Raw genomic sequence first — 21,809 nt, 5'->3', positions numbered from 1 at the left:
TAAAGTTTTTTCGACGAGCGGGGCAAGTCACCCACCACCCGCGAGGCCGACTCCGGGCGGCCGAGCCGCCGCCTGCGGAGCAGCGGCCAAGTCACAGCCCGAGTTCGCGGCCGATGAGCTCTTTCATGATCTCGTTGGAGCCGGCCCAGATCTTGGTGACGCGGGCGTCCATCCAGGCGCGGGCCACGCGGTACTCCGTCATGTAGCCGTAGCCGCCGTGCAGCTGCACGCAGGCGTCGATGACGTCGTTCTGCACGTCCGCGCTCCAGTACTTCGCCTTGGCCGCGTCGGTCGCGGTCAGCTCGCGGCGGGTGTGCGCGTCGGTGCACTGGTCCAGGAACGCCTGCGTCACGTCGACCTTGGTGACCAGCTCGGCGAGGGTGAACTTGTTGTGCTGGAACGACCCGATGGACTGGCCGAACGCCTTGCGCTCCTTGGCGTAGGCGATCGTCTCCTCCAGGATCTGCCTGGCGTGGGCCAGGTTGGAGATCGCGCCGCCGAGGCGTTCCTGGGGCAGGCGCTCCATCATGTGGATGAAGCCCTTGTCGACCTCGCCGATGACGTTCTCGGCGGGCACCAGCACGTCGTCGAAGAACAGCTCGGCGGTGTCGGACTCGGGCTGGCCGACCTTGTCGAGCTTGCGGCCCCGCTCGAAGCCCTTCATGCCGGTCTCGACGGCGAACAGCGTGATGCCGCGCGCGGGCTTCGCGTCGGGGTTGGTGCGCGCCGCGATGACCACCATGTCGGCGGAGAAGCCGTTGGTGATGAACGTCTTGGAGCCGTTGAGGACCCAGTCGGGGCCCTTGCGCACGGCGTTCGACTTGAGCGCGGCGAGGTCGGAGCCGCCGGACGGCTCGGTCATGCCGATGCCGGTGGTCATCTCGCCCGAGCAGAACCGGGGCAGCCAGCGCCGCTTCTGCTCCTCGGTGCACAGGTCGGCCAGGTAGGGCGCGACGACGTCGCCGTGGATGCCCAGGCAGGAGGCCATGCCGGCGCTGACCTTGGAAAGCTCCTCGCCGAGGACGGCGTTGAAGCGGTAGTCGTTCGCGCCGCTGCCGCCGTGCTCCTCGGGGATCTCCAGGCCGAGCAGGCCCTGGCGGCCGGCCTCCAGCCACACGTCCCGGTCGATGTGCCGCTGCTCGACGAACTTCTCGTAGTTCGGCTTGAGCGTGCGGTCGACGAACGCCTTCGCGGTCTCGCGGAACGCGTCGTGGTCGGGTTCGAACAGCGTGCGGCGCACTTCCAAGCCTCCATACTAAGCGGTTGCTTAGGTCTAAGCGTGTGCTTAGCGTGCGGTATCGTCCGACTTCGTGTCAAGGAGGGTGTGATGACGTCGACCCGCGGCGAGTTCGCGCTGCTGGACGAGACCTGGGCGTCCGTGACGCCCCCCGCGGCGCGGCGCATGCTCATCGCCGCCGCGGCCGCGTTCTCGGTCCGCGGCTACCACGCGACGACCACCCGGGACATCGCCGCGCAGGCCGGCATGTCCCCCGCGGCGGTCTACATCCACTACCGCTCCAAGGAGGAGCTGCTCTTCCAGATCTCCCGGGTCGGCCACGCGACGTCGCTGTCCGTGCTGACCGGGGTGCCCGCCGGACCTCCGGTGGCGCGGCTGGCGTCGGCGGTGCGGGCGTTCGCGTCCTGGCACGCCGAGTTCCACACCACCGCGCGCGTCGTGCAGTACGAGCTGAGCGCGTTGACGCCCGAGCACCTGGCCGAGGTCGTCGAGCTGCGCCGGCGCATCGAGGCGGCCGTGCGCGGCATGGTCGAGGACGGCGTGCGGACGGGCGACTTCGACGTGCCCGACGTGCGCGGCGCGGTGCTGGCGGTGCTGTCGCTGTGCATCGACGTGGCGCGGTGGTTCAAGCCGGACCGGGGGCGCACGCCGGAGGAGATCGGCGACCTCTACGCGGACCTGGTGCTGCGCATGGTGGGCGCGTCGGCCCGGTGACACCCGGCCGGGTGACACCGGGCCGCTAGATGTCCAGCCAGCCGCGTTCCCGGGCGGAGTCGGAGCCGTCCCAGCCGTCGCCCGAGCGCCAGACGGCGGGCACGCCCACCACGCTCACGCCGTTGAGCAGCATGTCGGCGGGCCGCTCGGGGAAGACGACCACCTCGATGCCCGCGTGCCGGCGCGTGAGCCCGCCGATCCACGCCGCGGTGGCGCGCGGGTCGCCCCGCTGCGCTTCGAGCACCAGCGCGCCGCGCTCGACGCCCCGCCGCTCGCCCTCGACGACCACGTGGTTGCGCCGGTAGTCGACGACCACCGCCTCGAAGCCCTGGTCGGTGACGAACGCGTGGGCCAGCCGCTCCAGCGCGCTCCGCGCGGGCACGGCCTCCCGCACGACCGGGTCGGCCGACTCGCGGGCGTGGTGCAGGAAGGCGTCCGGGCTCATCACGAACAGCCGCACCCCGGCCGCCTCCCGCAGCTCCTCGTACAGGTCGGGCCGCGGGCCCCGGGCGTTGCCGTCGTCGTCGCGCCGCCACCACCGGTCCCCGGCGAGGCCGGTGAGGACCAGGACGTCCTGCCGGCGCGCGGTCGCCTCGGCCAGCAGCTCCCGCCACACGCCCCGGTGGTCCGGCGTGGCGTCCGGCAGGGGTTCGCCGACGCGGCCGTAGAGCAGGCCGTCGAGGTCGGCGACGACCGGGTCCTCCTCGGTGTCGGCCACGGCGACGACGTGCCGCCGGGCGACCTCGGCCAGGCGCCCGGCGACGTGCCCGTGGGCGTCGCGCAGGCCCTGTTCGAGGTCGTGCAGGGCGTCGTCGTCGAGCGCCACCCGGTCGGCCCAGGCGCGCAGCCCCCGCAGCGCCCGCTCCTCGGCTGCGGCGAGCGCGGAGGTCGCCTCGGCGGTCGCCCGCTCCGCGTCGCCGAGCACCGACTCGCGGCCGCGCCAGAAGCCGGCCAGCGCCTGGTGCGGCACCCACAGGCGGTCGCGCACCCGGTGCAGCGCCTTGAGCAGCTCCGCGCGCCCGGCGGGCGGGTAGCGGTAGAGGTCGAGGAGCGCGTCGGTGTCGAGCACCACCAGGCCGCGCGCGAGCACGTCGCGGTAGTGGTCGGGCCGCGCGGTGCGGTAGGCGCCGAAGCCGTCGAGGATCCCCCGCGGCGCGGCGTCGGTCGGCTGCTCGTCGGTCTTCCCGGAGTCGGGCACCCCGGGATTGTCGTCCCTCCCCACCGCGATGGGGAACCAGGGGGTTCCCGAAGGGGGCGCCACCGCCGGCGCCCCCGGTCGGTCACTCCCCCTCGAAGAAGTCCCCGGCCTCGTCGAGGGCCTCGCCGAGGACCATCCCGCCGAACACGCCCGCCGCGGCGCCCGCGACCAGGCCGCCCGCGCCCATCCCGTGACCGCGGTGACCGCCGTGGTGGCCGCCGTGCACGCCGTGGCCGCCGGACGAGCGCCGGCCCGCGACCTGCTCCACCCACCGGTGCAGCAGCGCCGCCCAGTCGGTGCGGACGACCTCGTCGTGGGACATGGCGAAGTGCCCGAACGAGTCGCCGCCCTGCCGGAACAGGCCGCCGCGGCGGTCCGCCTCCAGCACCGTGTAGAGGTGGTGCGGGTCGGTCACGAAGGTCAGCTCCAGCTGGCTGATCTTCGACAGGAACTGGTGCGGCGGCAGGAACTCGATCTCCTGGTAGAACGGCAGCTGCTGCGGCACGCCGTGGATGCGGCCCTGCTCGTTGTCGGCGCGCTGGAAGCGGAAGCCGAGGGCGCCGAACGCGGTGAGCACGTGCTCCTGCGAGCGGATCGGGTGGACGGCGACCGGGTCGAGGTCGCCGGGGTCGACCGCGCCGCGCACCTCCAGCTCGGTGCGCAGGCCCATGGTCATGCCCCGCAGCGGCTGGCCGTGCACGACGGTCAGCGGCGTCTCCAGCGGCACGGGGAACCGGAACGGCAGCACGAGGTTCTGGCCGGCGCCCACGCCGACGCGCTGGGCGACGACGACCCGGGCGAACTCGACGGTGCGGTTGTGCTCGTTGTCGCCGCTCTCCACCTCGACGCGGGTGACCAGGGACAGCTTCACCTGGTCGATCTCGGCGGCGTGGTCGCCGCCCATGACGCGCACCTCGCCGGTGAGCAGCTCACCGGGCCGGACGCCGGGGTTGGACAGCACCGTGTCCACGGTGGGACCGCCGACCCCGAACGCGCGCAACATCCTCTTGAAAACCACGGTGGTGCCTCCCGGACTGCTCTTCGGCCCCGCCCTCGGGGCCGAATGCACCAAGGACGCCTCACCCGGTGGATCGGTTCCCTCTGGACGAACGCTAAGGCCAGGTGCCAGTATGCGACGGCCGTCACATACTAAGCGGTCGCTCAGGACCGTTGAGGGAGGTCGCCGTCGTGCCCACGCTGCTCGTCGCCAACCGGGGCGAGATCGCCGTCCGCGTGCTGCGCGCCGCCGCCGACCTGGGGTGGGGCACCGTCGCGCTGGTCACCGACTCCGACGACGCGCACGCCCGGTTCGCCGACCGCGCCGTGCGGCTGCCCGACGAGCGGTCGTACCTGGACGCGGACGCGGTGCTCGCCGCGGCGACCGGCTGCGACCTGGTGCACCCCGGCTACGGCTTCCTCGCCGAGAACGCCGGGTTCGCGCGCCGCTGCGCCGGGGCCGGCCTCACGTTCGTCGGACCGCCGCCGGAGGTGCTGGAGCTGCTCGGCGACAAGAACCGGGCCCGCGCCCTGGCCGCCGAGGTGGGCGTGCCCGTCCTGGACGGCGCGGTGGAGGACTTCGAGGGGTTCTTCCGGGCGCGCGGGGCGTGCGTGGTGAAGGCGGTCGCGGGCGGCGGCGGCAAGGGCGTGCGGGTCGTGCGGCGGCTCGCCGACCTGGACGCGGCGGTGCGGCGGTGCCGGGCCGAGGCGCTGGCCGCGTTCGGCGACGACGCCGTGTACGTCGAGGAGCTGCTCGACCCCGCCCGGCACGTCGAGGTGCAGCTGGTCGGCACGACCGTGCTCGGCGACCGCGACTGCTCGGTGCAGTCCCGCCACCAGAAGGTGATCGAGGTCGCGCCCGCGCCGGACCTGCCCGACGGCCTGCGCGCCGCCCTGCACGACGCGGCGGCGGTCCTCGCCCGCGCGGTCCGCTACACCGGCCTGGGCACGGTCGAGTTCCTGCTCGCGCCGGACGGCCGGTTCGCGTTCCTGGAGGCCAACCCGCGCCTCCAGGTCGAGCACACCGTCACCGAGCAGGTCACCGGCCTGGACCTGGTGCGGGCGCAGCTGCTGCTGGCCACCGAGGTGGAACCGGACCTCGCGCACACCCCGCGCGGCAGCGCGCTCCAGCTGCGGGTGAGCCTGACCTCGACGGGGCGGCTGTCGGCGTTCACGCCGCCGTCCGGGCCGGGCGTGCGCGTCGACACGCACGCGTCCGTCGGCTACCGCGCGGGCCTGGGCTTCGACCCGCTGCTGGCGAAGGTCGTCGTGCACGCGGACGACCCGGTCACGGCGCTGCGCCGGGCGCGGCGGGCGCTCGACGAGTTCACCGTGGACGGTGCGCGCACGAACATCCCGTTCCTGCGCGGGCTCCTGGACCACCCGGACGTGCTGCGCGCGCACACCGGGCTGGTCGACTCGCTGCCGCGCGAGGACACCGGGGCGCGCTCCCCCGTGCAAGGCGTCGTGGTCGCGGTCGGGAGCGGCGAGGTCGTCGTCGAGGCGATGAAGATGCAGCACGTCGTGCCGGTCGGCGACGGCCGGGTGCTGGTGTCGGTGGGCGACCAGGTGCCGGAGGGGGCGCTGCTCGCCGAGGGGGTGGACGTCGCCGTCGAGGAGAAGGCCGTCGAGGTCGACCTGGACGAGGTGCGGCCCGACCTGGCCGAGGCGCTGGCCCGGCACGACTTCGCCCGCCCGGGGGCGGAGGCCCGGCGGCACGCGGCCGGTCGGCGCACGGCCCGGGAGAACATCGCCGACCTGTGCGAGGACTTCACCGAGTACGGCGGCCTGGCCATCGCCGCGCAGCGCCGCCGTCGGTCGCTGGACGAGCTGGTCGAGCGCACCCCGGCCGACGGCCTGGTCGCGGGCGTCGGCGTGGTGGGCGGCGAGCGGGTCGTGGCGATGTCCTACGACTACGCGGTGCTGGCGGGCACGCAGGGCATCCGCAACCACGCCAAGAAGGACCGGATGTTCACGCTCGCCGAACGGCAGCGGCTGCCCGTCGTGCTGTTCGCCGAGGGCGGCGGCGGGCGGCCCGGCGACACCGACCACGACGGCGTGAGCCGGCTGGACTGCATGGCGTTCCACCTGTTCGCGAAGCTGTCCGCGCTGGTGCCGCTGGTCGGCATCGCCTCGGGCCGGTGCTTCGCGGGCAACGCGGTGCTGCTGGGCACCTGCGACGTGGTGATCGCGACCCGCGACGCCACGATCGGCATGGGCGGCCCGGCGATGATCGAGGGCGGCGGGCTCGGCGTGTTCCGACCGGAGGAGGTCGGGCCGGTCGACGTGCAGGTGCCCAACGGCGTCGTGGACGTGCTCGTCGCCGACGACGCCGAGGCGGTCGCCGTGGCGCGCAAGTACCTGTCGTACTTCCAGGGGCCGGTCGAGCGGTGGGAGTGCGCCGACCAGCGGCTGCTGCGGCACCTCGTGCCGGAGGACCGGGTGCGCGCCTACGACGTGCGGACCGTGGTGGACGCGCTGGCCGACACCGGCTCGGTGCTGGAGCTGCGGCGGGGGTTCGGGCGCGGGGTCGTCACGGCGCTGGTGCGGGTCGAGGGCAGGCCGCTGGGGCTGATCGCGAACGACCCGTCGCACCTGGGCGGCGCGATCGACTCCGACGCCGCCGACAAGGCCGCCCGGTTCCTCCAGCTGTGCGACGCGTTCGACCTGCCCGTGGTGTCGCTGTGCGACACGCCGGGGTTCATGGTCGGCCCGGACGCCGAGCGCACCGCCACCGTGCGGCACCTGACCCGGCTGCTCGTGGCGGGCGCGAACCTCGACGTGCCGTTCGGGTTCGTGGCGCTGCGCAAGGCGTACGGGCTGGGCGCGCAGGCGATGGCCGCGGGCAGCCTCAAGGTGCCGCGGTTCGCGATCTCGTGGCCCAGCGGCGAGTTCGGCCCGATGGGGCTGGAGGGCGCGGTGCGCCTGGGGTACCGGCGCGAGCTGGACGCCGTCGAGGACCCCGCGCAGCGGCGCGAGGCGTTCGAGGCGATGGTCGCCGCCGCCTACGAGCACGGCAAGGCGCTGAACGTCGCGTCCGCGTTCGAGATCGACGACGTCGTCGACCCGGCGGACACGCGGCACTGGATCAGCACGCAGCTGACGTCACCGGACCGCGTCGCGCGGACCGGCAAGAAGCGTCCGTTCGTGGACACCTGGTGAAGGGAAGAGAATGGTCACGACCGCCCCACCCGACCAGCGCCGCACGTTGCGCAAGCTCATGGGCGCCGGCCTCGTCGGCAGCTCCCTGGAGTGGTACGACTTCTTCATCTACGCCACCGCCGCGGCGCTGGTGTTCCCGAAGCTGTTCTTCCCGGGGGCCACGCCGCTGGTCGGGCTGCTGCTGTCGTTCAGCACGTTCTGGGCGGGTTTCGTCGCCCGGCCGATCGGCGGCCTGGTGTTCGGGCACGTCGGCGACAAGTTCGGGCGCAAGCCCGCGCTGGTGACGTGCCTGGCGATGATGGCGCTGGCGACGTTCCTGATCGGCCTGCTGCCGACCAGCGCGTCGATCGGCGTGCTGGCGCCCGTGCTGCTGGTGCTGCTGCGGTTCCTCCAGGGCATCGCGGTCGGCGGCCAGTGGGGCGGCGTCGTGCTGCTGCTGACCGAGACCGCCGGGCCGTCGCGGCGCGGTTTCGCGGGCACGTTCGGCCAGGCCGGCGTGCCGCTGGGCGTGATCCTGGGCAACGTGGCGTTCCTGCTGGTCGGCGCCCTGGTGCCGGCGGCGGAGTTCGCGTCGTGGGGCTGGCGGGTGCCGTTCCTGGCGAGCGCCCTGCTGTTCCCGGTGGTGCTGTTCATCCAGCTCAAGGTGGAGGACAGCCCGGTGTTCAAGGAGATCAAGGAGCGGCGCGCCTCCGGTCCCGCGGTGCCCGCCGCGCCGCTGTCGGAGGTGCTGCGCACCCACCGGCGGCCGGTGCTGCTGGGCGCGGGCCTGATGTTCGCCTCGAACGCGGTGTTCTACGTGAGCATCGCGGGCGTGCTGGACTACGCCACGCGCGACCTGGGCCTGACCCGCAACTCGGTGCTGGTGGTGACGCTGCTGTCGTCGCTGCTGTCCGTGCCGGTGATCCTGCTGGCCGGCCGGTGGTCGGACAAGCACGGGCGGCGGCCGTTGATCATCGCCGGGGCGGTGGGGATGACGGTGTGGGCGTTCCCGTACTTCTGGCTGGTCGACACCGCGTCGCTGGGGCTGATCTTCGTGGCGCTGGCCGTGTCGGGGGTGACGTCGAGCCTGGTCTACGGGCCGGTGGCGGCCTACCTGGCCGAGCTGTTCGAGCCGCAGGTGCGCTACTCGGGGGCGTCGCTGGCCTACCAGCTGGCGTCGATCCTGGTGAGCGGCGGCACCCCGTTCGTCATGACCGCGCTGCTGGCGGCCACGGGCACCTCGATGTCGGTGTCCGCGTTCCTGCTCGTGATGGGCCTGGTGACGCTGGGCTCCGTCTTGGGGCTGCGGGAGACGCACCGGGTGGCGTGAATTCGACCGAACAGCGGTAGAATTCCACATCCCTTGGACTATCTTCGGGGCACGCGATCGATGCGTGCCCCGAAGGGAGATTCGAGCATCATCCGACGACATGGGTGTGAAAGCGGCAACGACGGGTAACTACCCGAGGGTGCGTTCACATGAGCGCACCCCTCCTCACCTCAAGGCGCATGCCGATGTTTTCGAGAAGCAGCGGAAAGGTCGCCGCCAGGCTGAACACCATCCTACCGCGTTCGTCCACGCTGCGGTCGAACGCGACCCCCTGGTCCCCCTCTTCGAAGCCCAAGAGCTCGGAGTACGCGTCGACGCCCGGCGGCAGTGAGACACGGTAGCGAGCACGCATTATGGGGAAGTAGAACCTGAAGGTGAATTCGTCCGGATTCCGATCAAGCATCAATGGCGCGCACATGCCCGGCCACTCGCACTCGACCAGCACACCGAACTCGCTGCCCCTCGGCAATGCCGTGCGGAAGTGGACGACCAGGATGAACTTGCCGTTCTTCACCCACGAGAACGTGATCGGCATCTTCGGGCCGGGTACGTCGCCCGCGAACAGCTTCCGCGCCACGACAGTCACCCGGCGTCGGTGCCTGGCGGGCTGAGGCCACCCGCAACCGTGCGTGAGCCGCAACTCCCGCAACTCGTCCCCCAGCACCTCCGCGCGCAGCACGAGCCGTTTGCGGGTGTCGCCGTTGGGCTCGATCACGAGGAGATCGTCCCAGTCCAGCACCCGGTACTCCGGCGAGGCGCTGCCCTCCGCGAGCTTGACGTAGCGCGAGGTGCTGTTCCGGTAGCTCTCCAGGCGGCGCGAGGCCTCCCTCCGGTTCCTGAACAGCGCCAGGCTGAGCACGAGCAGTGCGAGGAGCGCGACGACGAGGGTCCCGCGCAGGACCGTGTCACCACCGGGTAATCCGGCCGACCACGGGGCGCAGTGAGTGGACATCCCACCTCCTGGGGAGTCCGGCTACCTACGAGAATCACAGGGTAACGAGGTGTAGTCGGCCGCAGAGGCGCACTTTGACGGAAAGCGTCGGATTCGTCCCTTCCGCGGTCCGGCGGGACAAGATCGACGTGTCGAGACGAGTGAACTGTCAACCGGGTGACGTGCGGAACGTTGCCGCCTTGCCGTACGTTGCCGTGCCGTGACCACTCTCCTGGGACGGTTCAAGCAGCAGCTGCGCCGGTTCGCGCAGAAGCCCGGCTCCGCCGACCTCTCGCCCTACCGGAAGCTGCTCGACGAGGTGAACGAGCAGGCCGAGCGGGTGAAGGCGCTCAGCGACGAGGAGCTGACGGCGGCCGCGGGGGCGTTGCGCGAGAGGTCCGAGTTCGGCCGCCCCGAGCTGGTGGAGGTCTGCGCGCTCGGCCGGGAGGCCGCCGACCGCGCCCTGGGGCTGCGACCGTTCGACGTGCAGGTCCTGGGCGCCCTGGGGCTGCTGGAGGGCCACGTCGTGGAGATGGCCACCGGTGAGGGCAAGACGCTCTCCGGCGCCATCGCCGCCGCCGGGTTCGCGCTGCGCGGCGACCGGGTGCACGTGGTCTCGGTCAACGACTACCTGGCCCAGCGCGACGCCCAGTGGATGGGGCCGCTCTACGAGCTGCTCGGCGTGAGCGTCGGCTGGATCGACCAGAGCTCCAAGTCCGAGGAGCGCCGCGCCGCCTACCAGGCCGAGGTCACCTACGCGTCGGTCAGCGAGATCGGCTTCGACGTGCTGCGCGACCGCCTCGCCACCGACGAGGACGACCTGATCGTGCCCGAGCCGCGGGTGGCGCTGGTCGACGAGGCCGACTCGGTGCTGGTGGACGAGGCGCGCGTGCCGCTGGTGCTCGCGGGCTCCACGGCCGGTCCCGCCGTCGACCCGGCCCTGGCCGACCTGGTCAAGCGGCTGCGCCGCGACCTGCACTTCGAGATCGACGACGAGGAGCGCAACGTCTACCTGACGGGCGCGGGCAGCGAGCTGGTCGAGCGGGCGCTCGGCGGCATCGACCTGTACTCCGACGAGCACGTGTCGACCACGCTGTCCAAGGTCAACGTCGCCCTGCACGCCCAGGTGCTGCTGCACCGCGACGTCGACTACATCGTGCGCGACGGCAAGGTCCACCTGATCAACGACACCCGCGGCCGGATCGCGAAGCTCCAGCGCTGGCCCGACGGCCTCCAGGCCGCGGTCGAGGCCAAGGAGAACGTGGCCACGACGGACGCGGGCGAGGTGCTCGACTCGATCACCGTGCAGGCGCTGCTGAGCCGCTACCCCACGGTGTGCGGCATGACCGGCACGGCGGTCGCCGTGGCCGAGCAGCTGCGCGACTTCTACCGGCTGGAAGTACTGGTCATCCCGCCGAACGTGGAGACGATCCGGGAGGACGAGGCACCGCGCCTGTACGCGACGCTGGAGCAGAAGGAAGCCGCGGTCGTCGCCGAGATCAAGGAGGTCCACGGGACGGGCCGCCCGATCCTGGTCGGCACGCTCGACGTGGCCGAGTCCGAGCGGCTGTCGCGCAAGCTGTCCGAGGCCGGCCTGGAGTGCGTGGTCCTCAACGCCAAGAACGACGCCGAGGAGGCCGCGATCATCGCGGACGCGGGCTCGTTCGAGCGCGTGACCGTGTCGACGCAGATGGCGGGCCGCGGCACGGACATCCGGCTGGGCGGGCACGACTCGACCGACCGGGAGCGCATCGCCGAGCTGGGCGGCCTCTACGTCATCGGCACGGGCCGGCACTCGTCGTCGCGGCTGGACGGCCAGCTGCGCGGTCGCGCGGGCCGCCAGGGCGACCCCGGCGGCTCGGTGTTCTTCTCCTCGCTCCAGGACGACCTGGTCACCCAGTACGTGCCCGACCACGACGAGCCGGCCGAGGTGGACGAGGACGGCCGCATCACCGACTCGGGCACCCTGCACACCGTGGAGCACGCGCAGCGCGTCGCCGAGGGCGTGCAGCTGGAGATCCACCGCAACACGTGGCGCTACAACAAGCTGATCGAGCACCAGCGGCTGCTGCTGCTCAAGCACCGCGACAAGCTGCTGCGCACCGAGCTGGCGTGGGAGGAGCTGTCCTCGCGCAAGCCCGACCGGGTGCACGAGCTGGAGGACGTCGACCACGAGATCAAGGTCAAGGCGGCCCGGTTGATCGCGCTGCACCACCTCGACCAGCGGTGGAGCGACCACCTGACGTTCCTGACCGACCTGCGCGAGGGCATCCACCTGCGGGCGCTGGCCAGGCAGAACCCGCTGGACGAGTTCCACCGCGAGGCGATCCCGGCGTACAACAAGATCGTGCCGGACGCCTGGGACGAGGCGGAGGAGACGTTCGCCAAGGTGCAGATCGACGCCGACGGCGCGCACCTCGCCGAGGCGGGCGTGCAGCGCCCGAACACGACGTGGACGTACCTGGTCAACGACAACCCGTTCTCCTCCGGTCTGGAGGAGACGTTCAAGGGTCTGGTGAAGCTGGTGCGCCGCCGTTGAACGGCGAATCAAGCGGGTGCCGTTGAACGGCGAATCGAGCGGACGCCGGTAGGGCGGGCGCGTAGGGGTTCGTGCGGGCTGGGAGCCGGCCCAGCCCGCGACGGCGGTCAGAAGACGGGGGCGGCCAACGTCGCGTCGTCCACCGGCTCGGCCTGCCGGGGCAGTCCGGTCGGTGTCCGCATCCGCTGCTGCACCGCCTGCTCGGTGAGCGCACGGATCTCCGCCAGGATGTCCAGGTGCTGCTTGGACGGCGGCGGACCGACGAAGTTGGAGTGGTCGAACGCGGTGCGTTCGGCCATGTGGGCCAGGTTCTGGATGCGCCGGATCAGGTCCCACTCCTGCTCTGTGCGCGTAGAGCGCCGTTGCTCAGTCACCCCGGAAGCAGACACCTCACGCCGGGTGAAGGTAAATCACCTGGAGGTGCGAACTTCGCTGCGTCATTCCAGCTACCCCGACCGGCCGCGACAAAACACCCCGATCGAGGGCCTAAAGGCCCCACTCCTGTGCTAGGTAGTAGGCCGCACAGGCGTTCACGTCCAGCACGTAAGCCGTTGCCGAACCACACTGCTGAGGCGAACTGCCGGGATCGACCGGTTGGCCGTGCCCCATACCGGTGACGGTGTGCGAACGGACCACAGGTGACCCGGTGTTGTCCCGGTATATCGATCGGGGGTAACCCGCCAGGGTGTCGGTAACGTCGGCAGTGGCGTCGGTGCCGTGCACGTCGGTCCACTGCTCCACGATCTCCTGCTGGTTGGCCCGGGCGACGGTGTAGTCGGCCGTCCCGTGCCACACGGTCATCGTCGGCCACGGACCCCGGTGCGGCGACGCCGCGCGCACCCGGTCGCCCCACTGGCGCGGGGTCAGGTTCTTGCCGGGGTTCATGCAGGTGAAGGCGTCGATCATCGACGTGGCGCAGCCGGCCGGCAGCCCGGCGACCACCCCGCCGCCCGAGTACACCTCGGGGTAGGCGGCCAGCAGCGCCGACGTCATCGCCCCGCCCGCGGACAGGCCGGTGGCGTAGGTCCGCCCGGTGCCGAAGTCGGCCTTGACCCGGGCGACCATGGAGTTCACCGACGCCGCCTCGCCCTGCCCGCGGGCGGTGTCGGCGGCCTGGAACCAGTTGAAGCACTTGTTCAGGTTGTTCACGCCCTGCTGCTGGGGCAGCACGACGGCGAACCCCATCCGCTCGGCCAGCGACACCCAGCCGCTGGACGTGCCGTAGCCCGCGTCCTGCGTGCAGCCGTGCAGCACGACCACCAGCGGACGACCGGCGGGCAGGCCGTCCGGTACGTATCGGAACATTTTCAGGTTCCCGGGATTCGACCCGAAAGAGAAAACCTCGGTGACGCTCGCGGCGTGCGCGGGTGGCGCGAACACCGTCGTGAACAACAGGGCGACCAGTGCGAGTACGCGCATGCGGACCTCCTTGTCCGCACTCGAAGGTAAAAGCGCCGGCGCGCCCGGCACGATGGCTGCGCGCACCACATCCGCGCGGCGGGCCATGGCGTCCGCGACCATTCCGGGGCGCCGGGAACCGCCCTACGGTCCACGGGTGAACATCGCCGTTCCGCTGATCGCAGCGCTCCTCGCGACCACGGTGCAGGCGGTGCCCGCGTCCGCCCGAGAGGGATGCGGCCCCCTGCGCGTTCCCGGTGCCGAGCACCAGGAACTGACCCGCCTCGACGACCTGTCCACCGCCGGTGGCCGCACCGACCCCGCCGACTGGGCGGGCCTCACCCCGGCCGGCCTGCCCGCGCCGACGCCGGTGGCGGGCACCCAGGTCGACGGCTACTTCCCCGACTCCTCCACCGGCAACACCAACCACGGGTGGGCGCACGACTCGCAGTTCGTGATCCGCCTGCCGCACCGCTGGAACGGCGGCCTCGTCGTCGCCGGCTCGCCGGGCGTGCGCGAGCAGTACGCGAACGACCGGGCGATCAGCGACTTCGTGCTGGCCCGCGGGTACGCGTTCGCGTCCACCGACAAGGGCAACACGGGCGTGGCGTTCCACCGGGACGGCGAGCGCCCCGGCGACGCCCTCGTCGAGTGGAACCACCGCGTCACGCAGCTGACCCGCGCCGCGCGGGCCGTCGTGGCGCAGCGCTACTGCCGGCCGCCGTCGCGGACGCTGGCCACCGGCCTGTCCAACGGCGGCTACCTGGTGCGCTGGCAGCTGGAGAACCACCCCGAGCTGTACGACGGCGGCGTCGACTGGGAGGGCACGCTGTGGTCGGCGCGCGGCCCGAACCTGCTGACTTTCCTGCCGCCCGCGCTCACCGGGTACGCCACGGGCGACCGCGCGGCCGTCGTGGCGGCGGGCTTCCCGGCGGAGTCGGAGTTCCTGTGGCAGTTCCACCACCAGTACTACTGGGACCTGACCCAGCGGATCTACCGCGAGGAGCTGGACCCGGGGTGGGACGGCGCGGCCGAGGCGGGCACCCCGTTCTGCGCGCCCGGCACGCCGCTGTGCGACGCCGACTACGACTACCGGTCACGGCCCACCGCGCAGCGGGCCGTCGCCCGCATCGCCCTGACCGGCCGCATCGGCAAGCCGCTGCTCACCCTGCACGGCACCCTCGACGTCCTGCTGCCGATCACCGAGGGCTCCGACGTGTACGCCGACATGGTCCGCCGGGCCGGGCGCGGCCACCTGTTCCGGTACTACCGGGTCGAGGGCGGCACGCACGTCGACTCGCTGTACGACGCCTTCCCGGACCGCCTGCGCCCGCTGACCCCGTGCCACCGCACGGCGTTCGCGGCCCTGGAGGGCTGGCTGACCGGGACCCGCCCGCCCGCGTCCGCGACCGTCCCGCGCCCCGCCTCGGTGAACGCGGTGGAGTGCGCCCTGGCCTGAGCCGACGCGCGTGCCGGGCGGACCGGGCGGACCCGGGTGGACCGGGCGGACCGGCTCACCCGCCCAGCACGCGCATCAGCCGCAGCGCCAGCTGCACCTCCAGCACCCGCTCCGGCGACTGCCAGTCCTCGCCCAGCAGCGACGCCACCCGGTCCAGCCGCTGCACGACCGTGTTCACGTGCACGTGCAGCTCGTCCTTGGCGCGGCTCAGGTTCGCGCCGCACGCGAAGTAGGCGGTGACCGTGCGGACCAGCTCGGTGCCCCGGCTCGCGTCGTAGTCCAGCAGCGGCCCGAGGGTGGCGCGCACGTAGCCCGCCACGTCGGCCCGGTCCCCCAGCAGCACGCCCACGAACCCGAGGTCGGCCAGGGTGCCGCCGGTGCCCCGCCGGTCGAGCTGGACCAGCGCCCGCAGGCAGCGCACGGCCTCGGCGTGCGCGGTCGCCACGTCCTGGGGCCCGTGGGCCGGACCGCCCGAGCCCACGGTCACCGGCACGCCGACGGCGGCGCCCAGCACCCGGGCGGCGTCGTGCGCGGCCCGCCGGAGGTCGGCCCCGGGCAGCACCAGCACGACGTGCTCGCCGTGCGCGCCCGCCAGGCCGCGGCAGGCCGAGGCGTGGTGCGCGGCGGCGGCCAGCAGCCGGTCGCGGGGGCCGTCGGCGACCAGCACGACGTGCTCGGCGGCCAGCTCGACGCCCACCCGGCGGGCCCGCGCGCGCAGCGCCACCGGGTCCGGGTCGGTCGACGCCAGCAGGTCGGTGATCAGCTCGCCGCGCACCTTGTTCTCCGCCTCGGCGACCGTGCGGCGCAGGAGCAGCAGCAGGGCGGTGACCACGCCCGCCCGCTCGAACAGGCGGCGGTCGGCGTCGCCGAGGTCGGGGCGGTCGGTCAGCGTCAGGCCGCCGAGCAGCTCGCGCCCCGCCAGCACCGCGCACACCCACGTGCCGTCCTGCGGCACGGCCCGCCCGCTCGCCCGGGAGGCGTTGACCGCGTTCCGCGGCGCCGGCGCCCGCGTGGTGCCGATGCGGGCCAGCTCGGCGCCCTCGGCGTCGTGCACCACGATCCCGCCGTCGAGGACCTTCGCCACGGCGGCGGCCACCTCGGGCACGTCCGCGCCGCGCAGCACCAGGTCCGTCAGCCGGTCGTGGGCGTCCTCGGCGCGGCGCAGGGCCTCGTTGTGCGCGCGGATCGTCTCGCCCGCGGCCCGCGTCTCCTCCAGCAGGTGCGCGGTGTCCAGGGCGATGGCGGCGTGGTCGGCCAGCGAGGACAGCAGCGCCACCTCGTCGGGCGGGAACTGGCGCGGCGACCGGTTGGCCGCGTACAGCACGCCGATGACGCGGCTGTCGAGCTTGAGCGGCACGCCGAGGATCGCGACCAGGCCCTCGTCGCGCACGGCGGCGTCGATGGGGCCGGTGTGGTCGAACCGGTCGTCGGCGAAGTAGTCGGCGGTCACGTAGGGCCGCGCGGTCTGCGCCACCAGCCCGCCCAGCCCCTCGCCCATGCCGAGCCGGACCCGTTGGAACAGCGCGGAGACCGACCCGTCGGTGACCCGCATGTACGTGCCGCGCTCGCCGGCGTCGTTCATGCTCAGGTAGGCGGTGTCGGCGCCGAGCAGCAGCCGGGCGCGGCGCACGATGGAGCGCAGCACGGCGTCCGGGTCGCGCGCCCCGGCCAGGTCGTTGGCGGTGTCGAACAACGCCTCCAGCTCGGCCTCGCGGCGGCGGTGCGCGGTGAGCGTGCGGTGGACGCGCAGCGCCCACTCGCCGGCCCGCGCGACCCGGTCCAGCTCGACCCCGGTCACGCCCGCCGCGCGGGCCGCGGGGAGCACCGCCGCGAGCCGGTCGCTGCCCGCGTCGTTCGCCAGCAGGTCCAGCAGCTCCAGCAGGTGCTCCACCGCGTCCGCCCCACTCATGCGCTCATGCTGTCACCGACGGCCGCTCGCCGGCGGCGTGGTCCAGCGAGGTCCCCTTCGTCTCCTTGGCCGCCACCACGGCGATCACCGTGAGCACGCACATCCCCAGCACGTACAGCACGACGGGCAGGGTGCTGTCGTAGGCGGCGAGCAGGGCGGTGGCGATGAGGGGCGCCACGGCGCCCGCCGCGATCGACGCCAGCTGGTAGCCGATGGACGCGCCCGAGTAGCGGACCTTCGTGCCGAACAGCTCGGAGAAGAACGCGGCCTGCGGGCCGTACATCGCGCCGTGCAGCACGAGGCCGACCGTCACGGCGAGCGTGATGGGCAGGAACGACTTCGTGTCCAGCAGGGCGAAGAAGACGAACATCCACAGGCCGATGCCGACCGTGCCGAACAGGTAGGTGGCGCGCCGGCCGACGCGGTCCGACAGCGCGCCCCACAGCGGGATCGTGACCAGGTGCACGAAGGAGCCGATGAGCACCGCGTTGAGGCCGGTGGACCTCGACATGCCCAGCTCGGTGGTGATGTAGACCAGGATGAACGCGGTGATCACGTAGTACGACACGTTCTCCGCCATGCGCGCGCCCATGGCGATCAGCACCTCGCGCCAGTGGTCGCGCACGACCGACACGATCGGGGCCTTCTCGGGCTGCTTCGTCGCCTCGGCCCGGCGCTGCGCCTCCAGGAACACCGGCGACTCCGTGACGCTGAGCCTGATCCACAGCCCGATGAGGACGAGCACGCCGGACAGCAGGAACGGCACGCGCCAGCCCCACGACAGGAACGCCTCGTCGCTCTGCACGGCGGCCAGCACGGCGAGCACGGCGGTGGCGAGCAGGTTGCCCATCGGCACGCCCGCCTGCGGCCAGGACGCCCAGAAGCCGCGCCGCTCCGCGCTGCCGTGCTCGGACACGATGAGCACCGCGCCGCCCCACTCGCCGCCGAGCGCGAAGCCCTGGACCAGCCGCAGCAGCGTCAGCAGGATCGGCGCGGCCACGCCGATGGCGGCGTAGGTGGGCAGCAGGCCCATGGCGAACGTCGCGCCGCCCATCAGCACCAGGCTCAGCACGAGCAGCTTCTTGCGGCCGAGCTTGTCGCCGTAGTGGCCGAACACCAGGCCGCCGAGCGGGCGGGCCAGGAAGCCGATCGCGTAGGTGGTGAACGCGAGCAGCGTGCCGGTGAGCGGGTCCGCGCCGGGGAAGAACAGCTTGTTGAACACCAGCGCGGCGGCCGAGCCGTAGAGGAAGAAGTCGTACCACTCGATGGTCGTGCCGATGAGGCTTGCGACGACGACCTTGGCGAAGCCCGGTTTCGGCGGGGTGTGGACGGTCATGGCGGTCACCACTTCGTTGGGGGTGTGCTTGCGGGGGCCTGTGGGCGGTTACTGGGCGGTCCAGCCGCCGTCGATCGTGAACGAGGAGCCGGTGACGTGGCCGGAGTGCGGGCCGCACAGCCACAGCACGACGGAGGCCACCTCGTGCGGTTCCACGAGCTGCTTGATGGCGTGCCGGGCCAGCAGCACGTCGGCGAGCACCCGGTCGGGGTCGACGCCGTGCGCCCGGGCCTGGTCGGCGACCTGGTTCTCGACGAGGGGCGTGCGGACGTAGCCGGGGCTGACGCAGTTGCTGGTGACGCCGTGCGGCGCGCCCTCCAGGGCGATGACCTTGCTCAGGCCCTCCAGTCCGTGCTTGGCGGTGACGTAGGCGGACTTGAAGGCGCTCGCGCGGGTGCCGTGCACGCTGGAGAGGTTGACCACCCGCCCCCAGCCCCGCTGGTACATGTGCGGCAGGACGTGCCGGGCGAGCAGGAACGGCGCGGTCACCATGACCCGCTGGAGCAGCTCGAACCGCTCGGGCGGGAACTCGTGGACGGGGGCGACGTGCTGGAGGCCCGCGTTGTTGACCAGGACGTCGACCTCGGCGGGCAGGCCGGACACGTCGCCGGTCAGGTCGACGGCGTGGCCGGTGCCGCCGATCTCCCGCGCGACCTCGGCCACGCCGTCGACGTCGCGGTCGACCGCGTGCACCTCCGCCCCGGCGGCCGCGAGGGCCACCGCCACCGCGCGGCCGATGCCGCTGGCGGCGCCGGTGACCAGGGCGGTGCGGCCGGAGAGGTCGTGGCTGTGACCGGGGACACTCGTCATGGGGCGAAACGCTAGGTGACCTGCGGTTCGCGGCCCATGTGAACGGTCGACACACCTGGTGGGCGGTGGGTGTGTTTAGCCAACAGTTAGCGCCAAGAGCGACGACTTCGTGAATACCGGCTGAAGCGAACGCTCCGGCATGAGTAGTCTGCTTTGGCCCGATCGGGGGACCAACCAGGCTATGGGGGTTACCAAGTGTCACTCACGCCGATCTTCGACGACCTGCTGCGCGAGTTCGAGGGGATCATCCTGGCGAGCAGGGACGTCCCGACCGACGGGGTGCCCGCCGAGGGGGTCCTCGCCGAGGGTGCGGGCCTGACGGAGGACGCCGGTGCCGAGGCGGCCGAGGCCAAGCCGGGAGCCGCGGCCGCGGCCGCGGCTGCGAAGTCGGCGGTCGCCAAGCCGGCCGCCGCCAAGCCGGCCGCCGCCAAGCCGGCCGTCACCAAGCCGGCGGTCGCCAAGACCGTGGCCACCAGGGCTACGGCCACCACGGCAGTGGCCACCACGGCGGTGGCGGTCAGGACGGCGGCCGGCGCCACCGGGGCGGCGACCGGCTGATCCGCGAGGGGGCGTCAGCCGCGGCGGCGGAAGGCGGCGCGGAGCTGGGCGCGCACCCGCCGCCCCGCCAGGCTCACCGGCGCGAGCACCGCGCCGCGCACCCAGCGGGCCGGTTCGACGACCGCGGTGCGCACCACCCAGCGCGTCGGCGCGACGACCGCGCCGCGCCAGACCCGCCGGACCACGCGGCCGGTCGGCGCGAGCACCGCGTCCCGCAGCCACCGGGCCGGTGCCACGACCAGCGCGCGCCAGGCGCGCGCGAGCAGCCGCCACAGCGGCAGCAGGACCCGTCGCGCCGCCCAGATCCCGGCGTCGCGCAGCAACCGGCCCACCGCCGCCGCGGCCCGCCCGACCCACCGGAACGCCCACACCAGCGCACCCGCGAACAACCGGACGAGCCACCACAGCCCGACCGCCACCGCCTGCGCGAGCGGGACGACCGCGTGCCGCCACACCCACCCCAGGCCGCGCCCCAGTCCCCGCGCCCCGCGCGCCGCCTGCCGCCGGACCCACCGCAGCCCGGCACCACCCGCCCGGGTCGCCCGCACCACCACCCGCCGCCACACCCACGCCAGCCCGTGACCGACCAGCCGGGCCGCCCGCACCACGACGTGCCGCCACACCCACCGCAGCCCGGCACCGCCCACCCCGGCCGCCCGCACCACCACCCGCCGCCACACCCACGCCAGCCCGCGGCCGACCAGCCGGGCCGCCCGCACCACGACGTGCCGCCACACCCACCGCGCCGGGGCGACCACCAGCGTCCGGCCGCACCAGGCGACCGGGTCGAGCACCAGCACGCGCACCGCGCGGCGCAGTCCGCGCCCGGCGGGCCGCAGCAGCCCCCGCGCCGTCCACCGGACCGCCCGGACCACCGCCCGCCCGGCCGCGCGCACCCCGCGCCCGGTCGGGCGCACCACGAACCGCCCCAGGCCACCGAAACCCGACCGCACCGCCCGACCCGCCGGGCGCACCACGAAGCGCCCCACCGCGTCGACGCACCACCGCGCCGCGCGGCCCAGCGCACCGGACAGCCACCGCGCCCCGCGCCCGACCGGCCGCACCACGAACCGCCCCAGCGCGCCGAAGCCCCACCGCACCGCCCGACCCAGCGGACGCGCGACGAACCGCACCAACCCGCCGGACACCCACCGCACCCCGTGCCCGACCGCGCCGAACACCCACCGAGCACTGCGCCCGACCGCGCCGAACACCCGCCGCACCCCGCGCCCCAGCGCGCCGGACACCCGCCGCACCGCGCCGCCGACCGCGGTCGCCACCCGGCCGAGAACCGCGCGGACCCAGCGGGCCACCGCACCGCCCGACGCGCGCAGCCGGGCCGCCAGCGCGGCCACCGGGCGCAGCACCAGGCGGCGCACCGCCTCCCACGCCACCCGCACCGGCACCACGACCAGCACCGCGACGACGCGCGCCACCCACACCGCCCAGCGAGGCGGTTCCAGTTCGTCCTTCTCCCCCGTCATGGCACTGGAACGCGCCGGACGCGCTCCCGGTGCCGCTCAACCGCGAGAAGCGATGAGAGCCTCGACACCGTCGAGCAGCAGCCGCAGCCCGAACTCGAACTTCTGCCCCTGGTACGGGGAGACGCCGGCCTGGAGCGCCCGCACCAGCGCCGGGTACGGGGTGAAGTCGACCAGGTCGCGCAGCGCGGCGTTGCGGGCGCGCACCTCGTCGCCGTCGTCGGGGTCGCGGCCCTCCAGGCTGAGCCTGGCCTGGCCGCGCACGTAGGCGTCGACCGACTCGACGACGGCCATCTTCTCGGCCTCGCCCAGGCCGGTGTCGTCGAACACGCGCAGGCCGGAGTCCATCCAGCGCAGCAGGTTCGGCCCGGGCAGCGGCACGACGGAGACGAAGTGCAGCACCCACGGGTGCCTGCGGTAGCCCTCCCAGTCGGAGCGCGCCCAGCCCTCGATCTTCGCCCGCCAGTCCCCCGGCCACTCGTGCGGCAGGGTCTCGTCGAACGCGACGGCGTCGAGCATCAGGGCGGCCAGCTCGGCCTTGCCGGGCAGGTAGGTGTAGAGCGAGGCCGGGCCGACGCCCAGGTCCTGGGCCACCCGGCGCATGGACAGGGCGGCCACGCCCTCGGTCTCGACCAGCTCGATCGCCGTGCTCACGATGCGCTCCAGCGTGAGCCCCCGCTGGGGACCGCGCGCGGGGCGCTCGGCGTCCTTCCAGAGCAGCTCCAGCCCCCGGCGCCGCACGTCGTCCGTTGCGCTCACCGGGAGGACGATA

At 73.5% G+C, this 21,809-nt stretch carries 17 protein-coding genes; 6 read left to right on the top strand and 11 right to left on the bottom strand.

Going from position 1 to position 21,809, the window contains the following annotated elements:
* Positions 1-91: 91 nt before the first annotated feature.
* The gene (locus ACR807_RS29950) at positions 92-1,240 is read right to left on the bottom strand and encodes an acyl-CoA dehydrogenase family protein (RefSeq protein WP_438924807.1); all 1,149 of its coding nucleotides are present in this window, start codon (positions 1,238-1,240) and stop codon (positions 92-94) included.
* A gap of 87 nt (positions 1,241-1,327) precedes the next feature.
* Here ACR807_RS29950 and ACR807_RS29945 point away from each other — a divergent pair, with 87 nt between their 5' ends.
* On the top strand, positions 1,328-1,951 hold the full coding sequence (locus ACR807_RS29945; RefSeq protein ID WP_438924799.1) for a TetR/AcrR family transcriptional regulator: 624 nt from the start codon (positions 1,328-1,330) through the stop codon (positions 1,949-1,951).
* A 25-nt stretch (positions 1,952-1,976) separates the two neighbouring features.
* On the opposite strand, the gene ACR807_RS29940 is transcribed toward ACR807_RS29945, so the two are convergent.
* The gene (locus ACR807_RS29940) at positions 1,977-3,149 is read right to left on the bottom strand and encodes a PIN-like domain-containing protein (RefSeq protein ID WP_438924798.1); all 1,173 of its coding nucleotides are present in this window, start codon (positions 3,147-3,149) and stop codon (positions 1,977-1,979) included.
* An 82-nt stretch (positions 3,150-3,231) separates the two neighbouring features.
* Positions 3,232-4,167, bottom strand: coding sequence for a sporulation protein (locus ACR807_RS29935; RefSeq protein ID WP_438924797.1), 936 nt, complete (start codon positions 4,165-4,167; stop codon positions 3,232-3,234).
* A 170-nt stretch (positions 4,168-4,337) separates the two neighbouring features.
* Between ACR807_RS29935 and ACR807_RS29930 the strand changes: the two genes are divergently transcribed.
* Entirely contained in the window at positions 4,338-7,307 is a 2,970-nt protein-coding gene (locus tag ACR807_RS29930) for an acetyl-CoA carboxylase family protein (RefSeq protein WP_438924796.1), read from the top strand.
* Between the two features lie 10 nt (positions 7,308-7,317).
* On the top strand, positions 7,318-8,616 hold the full coding sequence (locus ACR807_RS29925; protein WP_438924795.1) for an MFS transporter: 1,299 nt from the start codon (positions 7,318-7,320) through the stop codon (positions 8,614-8,616).
* Between the two features lie 145 nt (positions 8,617-8,761).
* Here ACR807_RS29925 and ACR807_RS29920 read toward each other — a convergent pair whose 3' ends face one another.
* A complete protein-coding gene (locus ACR807_RS29920; protein WP_438924794.1) occupies positions 8,762-9,568 on the bottom strand; it encodes a hypothetical protein in 807 nt (268 codons plus the stop codon).
* A gap of 199 nt (positions 9,569-9,767) precedes the next feature.
* On the opposite strand from ACR807_RS29920, the gene secA2 reads away from it, so the two are divergent.
* Positions 9,768-12,086: an accessory Sec system translocase SecA2 gene (gene secA2 / locus ACR807_RS29915; RefSeq protein ID WP_438924793.1), complete on the top strand. Its 2,319-nt coding sequence runs from the start codon at positions 9,768-9,770 to the stop codon at positions 12,084-12,086.
* Positions 12,087-12,193: 107 nt separating this feature from the next.
* Here the strand turns inward: secA2 and ACR807_RS29910 are convergent, their stop codons facing one another.
* Together ACR807_RS29910 and ACR807_RS29905 are read right to left on the bottom strand one after the other, a co-directional pair.
* Positions 12,194-12,460: a hypothetical protein gene (locus tag ACR807_RS29910; protein WP_438924792.1), complete on the bottom strand. Its 267-nt coding sequence runs from the start codon at positions 12,458-12,460 to the stop codon at positions 12,194-12,196.
* Between the two features lie 112 nt (positions 12,461-12,572).
* Positions 12,573-13,505 (bottom strand): extracellular catalytic domain type 1 short-chain-length polyhydroxyalkanoate depolymerase, encoded by a 933-nt coding sequence (locus ACR807_RS29905; protein ID WP_438924806.1) that lies wholly within the window; start codon positions 13,503-13,505, stop codon positions 12,573-12,575.
* A gap of 85 nt (positions 13,506-13,590) precedes the next feature.
* Between ACR807_RS29905 and ACR807_RS29900 the strand changes: the two genes are divergently transcribed.
* Positions 13,591-14,943, top strand: a complete 1,353-nt coding sequence (locus ACR807_RS29900; RefSeq protein ID WP_438924791.1) for an alpha/beta hydrolase family protein — start codon at positions 13,591-13,593, stop codon at positions 14,941-14,943.
* Between the two features lie 55 nt (positions 14,944-14,998).
* Here ACR807_RS29900 and ACR807_RS29895 read toward each other — a convergent pair whose 3' ends face one another.
* Genes ACR807_RS29895 through ACR807_RS29885 form a run of 3 tightly spaced genes read right to left on the bottom strand, consistent with a single transcriptional unit; the run spans position 14,999 to position 18,998 of the window.
* Positions 14,999-16,852 carry a helix-turn-helix domain-containing protein gene (locus tag ACR807_RS29895; protein WP_438924790.1) on the bottom strand — a complete coding sequence of 618 codons (1,854 nt, stop codon included), beginning with the start codon at positions 16,850-16,852 and terminating at the stop codon, positions 14,999-15,001.
* A 4-nt stretch (positions 16,853-16,856) separates the two neighbouring features.
* The gene (locus tag ACR807_RS29890) at positions 16,857-18,188 is read right to left on the bottom strand and encodes an MFS transporter (RefSeq protein WP_438924789.1); all 1,332 of its coding nucleotides are present in this window, start codon (positions 18,186-18,188) and stop codon (positions 16,857-16,859) included.
* A gap of 48 nt (positions 18,189-18,236) precedes the next feature.
* The gene (locus ACR807_RS29885; protein ID WP_438924788.1) at positions 18,237-18,998 is read right to left on the bottom strand and encodes a 3-hydroxybutyrate dehydrogenase; all 762 of its coding nucleotides are present in this window, start codon (positions 18,996-18,998) and stop codon (positions 18,237-18,239) included.
* Between the two features lie 195 nt (positions 18,999-19,193).
* Here ACR807_RS29885 and ACR807_RS29880 point away from each other — a divergent pair, with 195 nt between their 5' ends.
* Entirely contained in the window at positions 19,194-19,556 is a 363-nt protein-coding gene (locus ACR807_RS29880; protein WP_438924787.1) for a hypothetical protein, read from the top strand.
* A gap of 14 nt (positions 19,557-19,570) precedes the next feature.
* Here ACR807_RS29880 and ACR807_RS29875 read toward each other — a convergent pair whose 3' ends face one another.
* Positions 19,571-21,040 (bottom strand): hypothetical protein, encoded by a 1,470-nt coding sequence (locus tag ACR807_RS29875; protein WP_438924786.1) that lies wholly within the window; start codon positions 21,038-21,040, stop codon positions 19,571-19,573.
* Between the two features lie 36 nt (positions 21,041-21,076).
* Complete coding sequence (locus tag ACR807_RS29870; RefSeq protein WP_438924785.1) at positions 21,077-21,796, bottom strand: TetR/AcrR family transcriptional regulator; 720 nt, start codon at positions 21,794-21,796, stop codon at positions 21,077-21,079.
* Between the last annotated feature and the right edge of the window lie 13 nt (positions 21,797-21,809).

This window comes from Saccharothrix sabaoui (assembly GCF_051756985.1).
GTDB lineage: Bacteria > Actinomycetota > Actinomycetes > Mycobacteriales > Pseudonocardiaceae > Actinosynnema.
The sequence above is the reverse complement of the archived record's forward strand: the minus strand, read 5'-3'. Positions and strand labels throughout refer to the sequence as shown.

Coding starts and splice junctions, on each gene's coding strand:
- ACR807_RS29905 (WP_438924806.1), bottom strand. CDS start 13,505: ATGCGCGTACTCGCACTGGTCGCCCTGTTGTTCACGACGGTGTTCGCG.
- ACR807_RS29885 (WP_438924788.1), bottom strand. CDS start 18,998: ATGACGAGTGTCCCCGGTCACAGCCACGACCTCTCCGGCCGCACCGCC.
- ACR807_RS29920 (WP_438924794.1), bottom strand. CDS start 9,568: ATGTCCACTCACTGCGCCCCGTGGTCGGCCGGATTACCCGGTGGTGAC.
- ACR807_RS29900 (WP_438924791.1), top strand. CDS start 13,591: ATGGCGTCCGCGACCATTCCGGGGCGCCGGGAACCGCCCTACGGTCCA.
- ACR807_RS29875 (WP_438924786.1), bottom strand. CDS start 21,040: ATGACGGGGGAGAAGGACGAACTGGAACCGCCTCGCTGGGCGGTGTGG.
- ACR807_RS29890 (WP_438924789.1), bottom strand. CDS start 18,188: ATGACCGTCCACACCCCGCCGAAACCGGGCTTCGCCAAGGTCGTCGTC.
- ACR807_RS29895 (WP_438924790.1), bottom strand. CDS start 16,852: ATGAGTGGGGCGGACGCGGTGGAGCACCTGCTGGAGCTGCTGGACCTG.
- ACR807_RS29925 (WP_438924795.1), top strand. CDS start 7,318: ATGGTCACGACCGCCCCACCCGACCAGCGCCGCACGTTGCGCAAGCTC.
- ACR807_RS29945 (WP_438924799.1), top strand. CDS start 1,328: ATGACGTCGACCCGCGGCGAGTTCGCGCTGCTGGACGAGACCTGGGCG.